General features: G+C 63.6%; 9 protein-coding genes. 6 read left to right on the plus strand and 3 right to left on the minus strand.

What is annotated here, in order from left to right:
• Positions 1–27 precede the first annotated feature (27 nt).
• The 3 genes from EN861_RS22325 (at position 28) to EN861_RS22335 (ending at position 2,790) form a co-directional block, all read left to right on the plus strand.
• A complete protein-coding gene (locus tag EN861_RS22325; RefSeq protein WP_127278882.1) occupies positions 28–1,239 on the plus strand; it encodes an FAD-dependent oxidoreductase in 1,212 nt (403 codons plus the stop codon).
• A gap of 121 nt (positions 1,240–1,360) precedes the next feature.
• Entirely contained in the window at positions 1,361–2,311 is a 951-nt protein-coding gene (locus EN861_RS22330; protein ID WP_127278883.1) for an SPFH domain-containing protein, read from the plus strand.
• A 14-nt stretch (positions 2,312–2,325) separates the two neighbouring features.
• Positions 2,326–2,790 (plus strand): NfeD family protein, encoded by a 465-nt coding sequence (locus tag EN861_RS22335; RefSeq protein ID WP_127278884.1) that lies wholly within the window; start codon positions 2,326–2,328, stop codon positions 2,788–2,790.
• Positions 2,791–2,993: 203 nt separating this feature from the next.
• Here EN861_RS22335 and EN861_RS22340 read toward each other — a convergent pair whose 3' ends face one another.
• On the minus strand, positions 2,994–3,995 hold the full coding sequence (locus EN861_RS22340) for a KpsF/GutQ family sugar-phosphate isomerase (RefSeq protein WP_127278885.1): 1,002 nt from the start codon (positions 3,993–3,995) through the stop codon (positions 2,994–2,996).
• Between the two features lie 248 nt (positions 3,996–4,243).
• Between EN861_RS22340 and EN861_RS22345 the strand changes: the two genes are divergently transcribed.
• Positions 4,244–6,028, plus strand: a complete 1,785-nt coding sequence (locus tag EN861_RS22345) for an outer membrane beta-barrel protein (protein WP_167531298.1) — start codon at positions 4,244–4,246, stop codon at positions 6,026–6,028.
• A 158-nt stretch (positions 6,029–6,186) separates the two neighbouring features.
• On the opposite strand, the gene galU is transcribed toward EN861_RS22345, so the two are convergent.
• Entirely contained in the window at positions 6,187–7,101 is a 915-nt protein-coding gene (galU, locus tag EN861_RS22350; protein WP_189343710.1) for a UTP--glucose-1-phosphate uridylyltransferase GalU, read from the minus strand.
• A gap of 201 nt (positions 7,102–7,302) precedes the next feature.
• Here galU and EN861_RS22355 point away from each other — a divergent pair, with 201 nt between their 5' ends.
• Together EN861_RS22355 and EN861_RS22360 are read left to right on the plus strand one after the other, a co-directional pair.
• The gene (locus EN861_RS22355) at positions 7,303–8,526 is read left to right on the plus strand and encodes a lytic murein transglycosylase (protein WP_127869905.1); all 1,224 of its coding nucleotides are present in this window, start codon (positions 7,303–7,305) and stop codon (positions 8,524–8,526) included.
• Between the two features lie 31 nt (positions 8,527–8,557).
• Positions 8,558–9,790, plus strand: a complete 1,233-nt coding sequence (locus EN861_RS22360) for a DUF459 domain-containing protein (RefSeq protein ID WP_127869906.1) — start codon at positions 8,558–8,560, stop codon at positions 9,788–9,790.
• On the opposite strand, the gene EN861_RS22365 is transcribed toward EN861_RS22360, so the two are convergent.
• Positions 9,787–11,241: a glutamate synthase subunit beta gene (locus EN861_RS22365; protein ID WP_127869907.1), complete on the minus strand. Its 1,455-nt coding sequence runs from the start codon at positions 11,239–11,241 to the stop codon at positions 9,787–9,789. The genes EN861_RS22360 and EN861_RS22365 overlap by 4 nt on opposite strands.
• Between the last annotated feature and the right edge of the window lie 54 nt (positions 11,242–11,295).

Consider the following 11,295-nt stretch of genomic DNA (forward strand, 5'->3'; position numbering starts at 1 on the left):
GTTGACGCGCACCTTCCGGAGACGTGGATGCCGCGCAAACTCGACCTCAGAACCGGCCGGCCTGTCTGGTCGGCCTATCGCGCGCCCGCGGTGCCGACCGACAGTCTGACCCGGGACGTCAAGACCGATGTGCTGATCATCGGCATGGGGATCAGCGGCGCCATGATGGCCGAGGCGCTGACAGCGGACGGTCACTCCGTGGCGTGCATCGACCGCCGCGGACCGCTGAAAGGCTCGACGGCGGCAACCACGGCGCTGGTGCAGTTCGAAATCGACCAGCCGCTTTCAATTCTGTCGAGAATGATTGGCAAGGCCGAGGCACGGCAGGCCTGGCGACGCTCGCGGCTGGCCGTTTCCAATCTCGCCGCCCGCGTCACCGAACTCGGCATCACCTGCGGCCTGAGCCGAACCCAATCGCTCTATCTGGCCGGCACTGTGCTCGGCCCCCCGGAATTGCGTGAGGAAGCCGAAGCGCGCCGGCAAGCTGGCATCGCCGCGACCTATCTGACCCCTCGGCCGCTCGCCGAGGCGTTCGGCATCGACCGCGATGGCGCCATTCTCAGCCATGGCAACATCGCGCTCGACCCGCGCAAGTTGACGGCAGGACTGCTGCTCAAGGCGCTCGGGCGCAAGGCTCGTCTCTACACGCCCGTCGAAGCGACGGCGATCAAGGACAGTGCCGACGAGGTGGTCGTGGCAACCAGGGACGGCCCCACCATTACGGCGCGGCATGTCGTCCTGGCCACCGGTTACGAACTGGTCGACATCGTGCCGGCGGCGGCCCACCAGATCATCTCGACCTGGGCGATCGCGACGCGCCCACAGCCACGAAAGCTCTGGCCGTGTGCGACGTTCATCTGGGAGGCGTCGGATCCCTACCTCTATGTCAGGGCGACCACCGACGGCCGGGTCGTATGCGGCGGTGAGGACGAGGATTTCGTCGACGAGACACAGCGAGACGAACTCATCCCCGACAAGAGCGAACGGATTGCCGAAAAGCTTGGCAGGCTGTTGCCGCATCTCGACACCAGGCCCGAATTTGCCTGGACCGGCTCCTTCGGCACGACGACCACTGGCCTCCCTTGCATCGGCGCCATTCCCAGGCATCCGCGCATCCATGCCGTGATGGGTTATGGCGGCAACGGCATCACCTTCTCGCGCATCGCTGCCGAGATCGTTCCGGCCTCGATCCGCGGGCTTGAAGACACGGATGCAAGCCTGTTTGCCTTCAACCACTGAGTGCATACTCGCAAACAATCCCTCATCACCTAATTGTAACGTTGCTGAAACACACTTAAGTCTTTGGTGAAGTCGGCTGCGTGGGAATGGCTCGCGCGGCCTGCCTCTGAGGGAGAACCAAATGGATTTCAGTGGTTTCGATATTGCGGTCGTTGTTCTGGTCGCGCTTGTCGTGCTGGTGCTGTTCAAGGGCATCAAAACAATTCCGCAGGGATACAACTATACCGTCGAACGCTTTGGTCGTTACACCAAGACACTGAGCCCCGGCCTCAACCTCATCACACCATTCGTTGACCGCATCGGCGCCAAGATGAACATGATGGAACAGGTGCTCGACGTTCCGAGCCAGGAGATCATCACCCGCGACAACGCCATCGTCGGCGTTGACGGCATCGCTTTCTACCAGATCCTCAACGCGGCACAGGCCGCCTATCAGGTTGCCGGCCTGCAGAACGCCATCCTCAACCTGACGATGACCAACATCCGTACTGTAATGGGCTCGATGGACCTCGATGAGCTGTTGTCCAACCGCGACGCCATCAACGAGCGCCTGCTGCGCGTCGTCGACGAAGCGGCGCATCCGTGGGGCATCAAGATCACCCGCGTCGAGATCAAGGACATCAACCCGCCGGCGAACCTGATCGAATCGATGGGCCGCCAGATGACCGCCGAGCGCAACAAGCGCGCGCAAATCCTGGCCGCCGAAGGCCTCAAACAGTCGCAGATCCTCGAAGCCGAAGGCCGCAAGGAAGCCGCCTTCCGCGACGCCGAGGCGCGCGAACGCTCCGCCGAAGCCGAAGCCCGCGCCACCCAGGTGGTGTCGGAAGCGATTTCCAAGGGCGACGTGCAAGCGCTGAACTACTTCGTCGCCCAGAAATACACCGAGGCCTTGACCAGGATCGGTTCGGCCACCAACAGCAAGGTCGTGCTGATGCCCCTGGAAGCCTCCTCGCTGATCGGCACGCTCGGCGGTATCGGCGAGATCGCCAAGGAAGTCTTCCGCAGCGAAGGCACGACCGGTGCGCAAAGGCAGGCAGCGCGTCCGCCTGTCGTCAGGCCCTCCGAAAACTGAGATAGGCCACGCTCATGATCGACCGCATCGTTTCTGAACTCGGCCCGTGGAACTGGATGGTTCTGGGCTTCGTGCTGCTGGTTGTAGAGGTCATCGCGCCGGGTTTCTTCATGCTTTGGATCGGCATCGCCGCCCTGATCGTCGGCGCGGTGTCGCTGCTGATCTGGGATGCCGCCATCTGGACATGGCAGGTCCAGGTGCTGCTGTTCCTCGTGCTGTCGCTGGTTTCAGCCTTTGTCGGCAAGAAACTCATGGGCGGACGCGACCAGCCGACCGACCAGCCCCTACTCAACCGCCGTGGTGCGCAGATGATCGGCAGGATGGCGACACTTGCCGAACCGATCCGCGACGGCCGTGGCCGCATCAAGCTCGGCGACACGCTGTGGCGCGTTTCCGGCCCGGACCTGCCCGCCGGCACCCAAGTCCGCGTCACCGCCGCCGCCGACACCGATCTGGAATTGACGGTGGAGCAGGTCTGAATTTCAGCTCGCCATTACCTGAATGCCGCCGACGCGCAGGTGTGCTGAGATTCAGGTCAGGGCGAGTCGAAAATGGCTGATGCCGAGAACCGGAGCGGAGCGTACTTTTCGTACGCGAGCTCAGTTCTACTGCGACGCAGTAGAACGGGGAAGCCCAGGGATCAGCCATTTGCAGGCCGACCTCACCTGAATATCAGCGCACCTCAGGCTGCGCCGATGCGCAGCAGGTCGTGAAAATGCACCACGCCCAGCGGCATGTTGTTCCTGGTCACCACCAGTGCGCCGATATTGTGCTCGTTGAGCAGCGCGATGGCCGTACCTGCTAGCGTCTGCGGGTCGACCGTCTTGGGTGTGCGGGTCATCACCTCGTCGACGATGACATCGGCCAGGTTACGGTGCAGGTTGCGCGCCACATCGCCGTCGGTGATGATCCCGGCCAATTCGCCATTCGCGTCGACGATCAGGACGCAGCCGACCTTCTTCTGCGACAACGTCATCACCGCTTCCGGCATCTTGGTGCCGACGACGGCCAGCGGCATCTGGTCGCCGACCCGCATGATCTCGGAGACCATGGTCAGGTTGGCGCCAAGCTGGCCGCCGGGATGGAAGGTGCGAAAATGGTCCGGCGTGAAGCCGCGCGCCTCGAGCAGCGCGATCGCCAGCGCGTCGCCGACGACCAGCTGCAGCAGCGTCGATGTTGTCGGCGCCAGGCCATGCGGGCAGGCCTCGGGGGTGCGTGGCAACAAAAGCACGACGTCGGCCGCGCGCGCCAGCGCCGACGTCTCTCCAGAGGTGACGGCGATGAGCGGAATGGAAAACCGCCGGGAATAGGCGACGATACCCATCATCTCCTTGCTCTCGCCCGACCACGAGATCGCGATGATGGCATCGTCCTTGGCGATCATGCCGAGATCACCATGATTGGCCTCGGCGGGATGGACGAAGAAGGCAGGCGTGCCGGTGGAGGCCAGCGTCGCCGCGATCTTCGAACCGATATGGCCGCTTTTGCCGACACCGGTGACGATGAGCCGGCCCTCGATCTTCGAGATCATGTCGACGGCATGGGCAAAGGGTGCCGCCAGTCCGTTCTCGAGCGCCTCGGCAAGGGCCGCGATCCCGGCCTGCTCGGTTGCCACCGTTCTCAGCGCCGATTCGATCGACGCTTGCCTGTCCAGGGGCTTCTTATCGAGAGGTCTCGCATGCATGGCTGATGCGCTTAGCGCTTTGCCGCCCGCCTGTCCAACAGAAATGGCCTTCCGCATGACGGCTGAATGTGTGCGGCAATTTGGGACAACGACAAGGATCAAAACGGAAGGCACGACGCGGACCCGCATTGTCGCCCGCGGAAATCGCGTTTGAACCGGGGACGCGCGCGGCCTCAACCCTCCGTTAACCATCCCCATTTACGGTTCGGTAAGTATGGCGCGCATGCGCCGCGCGAGCAGTGGTGGCGATGTCCGGGGTCCAGCCAGAAAAATCGAGAGGACGACGGGGCAACGCGGTCTGCGCCTTGCTGCTTGCGACCAGCGTCCTTGCCTTGCTGCGTCCTGCGCCACTCCAGGCCCAGGAAACGGAACTGCGTGGAGAAGTGTCGGAATCGGCGATCCTGTCCGACCAGCAGCGCAAGGCAAGAAACCTTGTTCTTGCCCAGCAAGCGGCGGCCAATGCTGCCGCGCAGGACGATGCGTCGGCGCGCACCTATCTGCCGGCCAGCGCCGGTGCCGTGCCTGACGATACCGACGCCGCGAACTCGACCACCAGCGTCTTCGACCCGCCCCAGGCCAGTGACGATATCTCCGCCGACGCACCGACGCCGCCCAAGCCGCGCCGCACTTCGGCCGCCAGGCAGAACGCGGCCGACAAGGCAAAGGACAAGGCTGCCGACAAGTCCAAGAAGAAAAAGGGCACCACGGCGGCTACGGATCCAACCACCACCGCCACGGCGACCACCACGGCGAGGACCGACGATACCGACAACACCGCGGCGGACCAGGAAGCGGCCAACCGCCGTGCACTCACCATCGACAGTGTGGACAGGCAGAAACTCGACGCCGGCGCCGAGCGCACCGCTGCGATCGAAGGCCAGAACAAGAAGCCCGAGGACGATCCGTTCGCCGCCACCGGTGTCAAATGGGGCTCCTTCGTCATCCGGCCGACCATCGAACAGGGGCTGACGGCGACGACGAACGGCGATTCGAGCAGTGCCGGCACGTCGGCGCTGCTGTCCGAGACGGCGCTGCGCTTTACCGCCGCTTCCGACTGGCGCGAAAACTCCGCGACCATCGACGGCTATGGCAATTTCCGCGAAACCGTGTCGGGCTACCCGGTTCACGATGCGCAGGGCCGCATCGAAGGCCAACTCAATGTCGACCTCGACAAGGAATTGCGCGCCATCGCCAAGCTCGGCTACGAAGCCGTGCCGGAATCGGCGTCTTCGCCCGATGCCATTGCCGGCGTCAGCACCCAGCCGCTGCGGCAGACGATCGATGGCAGCATCGGCGTCGAGAAGGCCGTCGGCAAGATGCAGTACACGTTGACCGGGGCGGTCTCACACGACTTCTACGGTGACGCCAAGCTCGCCGACGGCACCTCGCTGTCGCAGAAGGATCAAGACAACACGCTCTACACGGCAACCTTGCGCACCGGCTACGAGATTTCCCCGGCGCTCACGCCCTTCACCGAAATCGAGGTCGGCCGCCGGGCCTATGACCAGCGCATCGACGATGAAGGCTTCGAGCGCTCCTCGACGCGCCTCGGCGCCCGCGCGGGCCTGCAAGTCGACATGGGCGAGAAGCTGTCGGGTGAATTCTCGGCCGGCTGGCTCAGGGAAGCGATCGACGACAAAAGCCTTGAAGCGATTTCGGGTGCCACCGTCGATGCCGATCTAAAATGGTCGCCCGAACGCGGCAGCACGATCGGCCTGACTGGCAAGACCACTGTCGAGACCACGACCACATCAGGCGAAAGCGGCGATATCCTCTACTCCGGACGCCTGACGGGCGAACGCGTGATCCGATCCAATCTCACCGCGAATGCGGCACTGGGCCTGGACTGGCGCGACTATGTCGGCATCGACGGCCATGACAGGATCTTGAGCGCCGAGGCCGGCCTGACCTGGTGGCTGAACCGCTATGCCGGCCTCACCACCCGCGTAAGAACCGAAAAGCTGACCAGCAACCTGCCCGGCCGCGACTACACCGCCAACAGCATCTACCTCGGCATGAAAGTGCAGCGCTGAACGCGTATGCACTTCGTCATCCTGGGGCGTAGCAAGGAGCGAAGCGACCCGGCGCAGACCCCAGGATCCATGCAGCGACTTATGGGTCGCCTCTGCGGTGATAGGCCTGGAGCATCTCTCTGGCTCCTGCTTCGCCGAGGATGACGAAAGTATGGGGCTTAAAACGCTGCTCCGCGCCGTTCTGATGGCTTCATCTCGTCGAGAAGCGTGCGGATCACGCCGGCCATGCTCTGGTTCATGTCGTTGCGCCACAGCGCGAAGGCGACATTGGCCTCGACAAAACCTTCCGGCGAGCCGCAATCGAAGGTGCGGCCCTGATAATGATAGCCGTAGAAGGCTTGCTGCTTTTCCAGCTTCAGCATCGCGTCGGTGAGCTGGATTTCGTTGCCGGCGCCCTTCTCCTGGCCTTCGAGAATTTTGAAGATCTCCGGCTGCAGGATGTAGCGGCCGTTGATGTAGAGGTTGGAGGGCGCTGTGCCGGTCTTCGGCTTTTCCACCATCTCGGTGATGCGGAAGCCGTGATGGGTGTCTTCGCCGCGGCCGACAATGCCGTATTTGTGAGCCTCCGCCGGGTCGCATTCCTGCACGGCGATGATGTTGTTGCCGGTTTCCTCGTAGAGTTCGACCATCGCCTTCGTGCAGCTCTTCTCCGACTGCATGATCATGTCGGGCAACAACAGCGCGAACGGCTCGTCGCCGACCAGTTCGCGCGCGCACCAGACAGCATGGCCGAGACCCATCGGCACCTGCTGGCGGGTGAAGCTGGTCTGGCCCGGCGCCGGCTGCAGCCGCTGCAGGCGGGCAAGCTGCTCGTCCTTGCCGCGCTGTGCCAGCGTGTCATAGAGCTCGAACTGGATATCGAAATGGTCCTCGATGACCGCCTTGTTGCGGCCGGTGACGAAGATGAAATGCTCGATGCCCGCCTCGCGCGCCTCATCGACGACATACTGGATGACCGGCCTGTCGACGACGGTCAGCATTTCCTTGGGAACGGCCTTGGTGGCCGGGAGAAACCGGGTGCCGAGGCCGGCGACCGGGAAAACTGCCTTGCGAACTCTCTTCATGCTTCCAATTATCCGTTTGCTGGCCGGCTCCGCAATCCCGTCTCGCGACATTTTCACGCCGGAATTGAAGATTACTGGAGCGGCTGAGGGAAACTTCCACCGGTTAAAGCATCGAGGTGTCTTTTCGTTCCAGGCGACGCCTATGGTAAACTAATTCCTAACCCGGTTCGGCGATGAATGGTCTTTCCTGAGACAAAGAAGGAGGAAAAGATGTCCGTTCGCAATGCCGCAAAACGTTTCAGCAGCGTCATGACGGCCGCAAGCCTCTCGCTCGCTTTGCTCATTCCCACCGGGCCGGCCTTCGCCGACGCCGGGTTCCGGCAATGGGTCGCCGGCTTCCGCGCCACCGCCGTGGCCGGCGGCGTTTCCGCCGCCGTCTACGACCAGGCCTTCCGGGGGATCAACGAGCCCGATCCGGTGGTGCTGGAAAAGGCCCGCACCCAGCCCGAATTCACCGCACCCGCCTGGGATTATTTCGACAACCGCGTCCATGACCAGTCCGTCGCCGTCGGGCAGCAGATGGCGAAAAAGTGGAAACCTTGGCTGGACAGGATCGAGGCGAGGTTCGGTGTCGACCGCTACGTGCTGTTGGCCATCTGGTCGATGGAATCGAACTATGGCGAGATCCTCAAGCGCGACGACATCATGCGCAATGTCGTCCGTTCGCTGGCGACTTTGGGATATGGCGACCCGAAACGTTCGAAATACGCCCGCACCCAGTTGGTCGCGGCGCTGAAGATCCTGCAGAGCGGCGACATCGACGAAAGCCACCTGATGGGCTCCTGGGCGGGTGCCATGGGCCAGACCCAGTTCATCCCGACCAGCTACCAGCATTATGCCGTCGACATGGACGGTAACGGCAAGCGCGACATCTGGAATTCCATTCCCGATGCGTTGGCGACATCGGCTAACCTGCTCAAGAAGAATGGCTGGCAGGCTGGCAAGACCTGGGGCTACGAAGTCACCTTGCCGGCAGGCAAATTGCCGGGCGGATCGAAGACGCTGGCGCAATGGCAGGCGCTCGGCGTCGCCAGGGCCAGCGGCAAACCGTTCAAGACCCTTACCGACAAGGCGACGCTGAAAGTGCCGGACGGCCGCGGCGGACCGGCCTTCCTGATGATCAGGAATTTCTCGGTCATCAAGGCCTACAACAATGCCGACAAATACGCGCTCGCTGTCGGTCTGCTTGCCGATGAGATCGCTGGCGGCAACGGCCTGGTGCAGGACTGGCAGCGACCTTTCACCAAGCTCAGCTTCGAGGAAAGGCAGGAGTTGCAGAAGCGACTTTCCCAGCATGGCCTTTATGATGGCAAATTCGACGGCAAGATCGGTGACGGCTCGAAGACGGCCATCATGGCTTATCAGGCGAAGGTTGGCTTGGCCCAGGATGGCTATCCGAGCTTGGAAGTGCTGAAATGGCTCAGGCAAAAATAAAACCTGGCGTAGTTGAGTAGGGAGGGGGCGATTGGTTTGGCCTGCGCGCATCGGGACGGTCGTTCGTCGCACGCCGGTGCTGATTCTGGCCTTCGCCGTGCTCGCCATCGCTGTGGCCGGCGCCGTCCACGCCCCAGCCATGGCGCAGGAGCAGCCGCAGCAGAGCCGCGGCTGGTCGTTGCGCGACCTTCTGTTTCCGCGCCGCAGCGAGCGGGTAGAGCCGCCACTGGACATCCAGAAGGCGATACCCAAGCCGAAGAAGAAACCTCGTGCGCCTCGCCCACCCGAGGAGCCTGCAACGCCCGTGGCCGAAAAAGCGCCGGACGCCCGCACCGTCCTTGTGGTCGGCGACTTCATGGCGGCGGGTCTGGCCGAGGGTCTGGACGAAGCCTTCGCCGAGAATACCGGCGTCAGGATCGTTGACCGCAGCAATGGCTCGTCAGGCTTCGTGCGCGATGATTTCTACAACTGGCCCGAACAGATCAAATCGCTGATCGAAACCGAAAAGCCCGCCGCGGTGGTCGTCATGCTAGGGTCTAACGACCGCCAGCAGATGAAGGTCGGGGACGTACGCGAGCAGCCTCGTTCCGAAAACTGGACCAAGGAGTACGAACACCGTACCGATGAGTTCGGCAAGGCAATCGCCACCGCCAAGGTGCCTTTCCTATGGGTGGGCATGCCGGCCTTCCGGGTGCCGAAGATGACCTCGGACATGCTGGCCTTCAACGACATCTACCACAAGGCGGCCGAAAGCCACGGCGGCGAATTCGTCGATGTCTGGGACGGTTTCGTCGACGAGAACGGGGCCTTCATTACCAGCGGCCCCGACATGAATGGCCAGCCCGTGCGGCTGCGCGCCGATGACGGCATCAACGTGTCCAAGGCAGGCAAGCGCAAACTCGCCTTCTACACCGAAAAGTCGCTGGTGAAGATCCTTGGACTGGCCGCGCCGGGAAGCGTGGCACCGACGGCGGCGCCGGCGGGCGCACCGGTCGAGGCGCCCGGTTCGGCCGCCGCCCCCATCGTCATCGATCGCACCCAACCCATGCTGCTCAGCGATCCCGCGCTCGACGGCGGCACCGAATTGCTCGGCGCCGCCCCACTGCCGAAGGCCGATCCAGCTCTTCCCGGGGAAAGGTTGGTGATCGAGGGCAAGGCGCCGGAAGCTTCGCCCGGACGCGCCGACGACTTTTCCTGGCCGCCGAAGGCAAGTCCGGCAGCCGCGGCCGCGGCCGCCGATACCACGACGGCGATTACCCCTTAACGCGGCAGGACGGTCGTCCCCATCAGCGCCTCGTCGATCGAGCGTGCCGCCTGGCGGCCTTCGCGGATCGCCCAGACGACCAGCGACTGGCCACGGCGCACGTCGCCCGCCGCGTAGAGCCGGTCGACGCTGGTCCTGTAGTCGCGGTCATTGGCCTCGACATTCCTGGAACGGCGGCTGTCGGTGGTGATCTTCATCTCACCCTCCAGTTCCGCCGCAACGCCTGCCGTCGCCGGTCCGGCAAAGCCGATGGCGATGAAGGCGAGATCGGCGCGGATGACGAATTCGGTGCCGGCGATCGGCTTGCGCTTCTCGTCGACCTCGCAGCATTTGACGCCCGTAAGCTGGCCTTCCTCGCCGATGAATTCGAGCGTCGCCACCTGGAATTCGCGCTCCGCGCCCTCGGCCTGCGAGGACGAGGTGCGCATCTTGGTTGCCCAGTAGGGCCAGACGGCGAGCTTGTCTTCCTTCTCGGGCGGCTGCGGGCGGATGTCGAGCTGGGTGACGCGCACGGCGCCCTGGCGGAAGGCGGTGCCGACGCAGTCGGAGGCGGTATCGCCACCACCGACGACAACGACATGCTGGCCACCGGCGATGATCGGATGCGACGGCCATGCCACGGACTGGATCGGCTCACCGCCGACGCGGCGGTTCTGCTGCACCAGATAGGGCATCGCGTCATGCACACCGCCGAGATCATCGCCGGGTATCCCGGCGGCGCGCGGCGTTTCCGAACCGCCGCAATAGAGCACGGCATCATGTTCTGCGAGGAGTTCAGCCACGGGCTTGTCGACGCCGACATTGACGCCACAGTGGAAGGTCACCCCCTCGCCCTGCATCTGTTCGATGCGCCGGTCGATATAGTGCTTCTCGATCTTGAAGTCGGGAATGCCGTAACGCATCAGCCCGCCTGGCCGGCTCTCTCGCTCATAGACATGCACGTCGTGGCCGGCGCGGCCGAGTTGCTGGGCGGCCGCCATGCCGGCCGGGCCGGACCCGATGATGGCGACCCGCTTGCCGGTCTTCCTTTCCGGCGGATAGGGCCTGATGTGGCCGGTCTCATAAGCCTTGTCCGCGATCGCCTGCTCCACCGTCTTGATGGCGACAGGAATGTCCTCGAGGTTCAGCGTGCAGGCTTCCTCGCAAGGTGCCGGACAGATGCGGCCGGTGAACTCCGGGAAGTTGTTGGTCGAGTGCAGGTTGCGGATCGCGTTGTCCCAGTCCCTGTTGTAGACGAGGTCGTTCCAGTCGGGGATCTGGTTGTGGATCGGGCAGCCGGTCGGCCCGTGGCAGAACGGAATGCCGCAATCCATGCAGCGCGCGGCCTGTTTCTCGACCTCCTTGTCCGACATCGGCAGCGTGAATTCGCGGAAATGCCGGATGCGGTCGGAGGCCGGCTGGTACTTGTGCACCTGCCGGTCGATTTCGAGAAAGCCTGTTACCTTGCCCATAGTCCAGTTCCTGCTGTCCAGATGGTGCGGTTTTCGCCGCACCCGTTAACCTCT

Source organism: Mesorhizobium sp. M8A.F.Ca.ET.218.01.1.1 (assembly GCF_004791165.1).
In the GTDB taxonomy this organism is placed as follows: Bacteria; Pseudomonadota; Alphaproteobacteria; order Rhizobiales; family Rhizobiaceae; genus Mesorhizobium.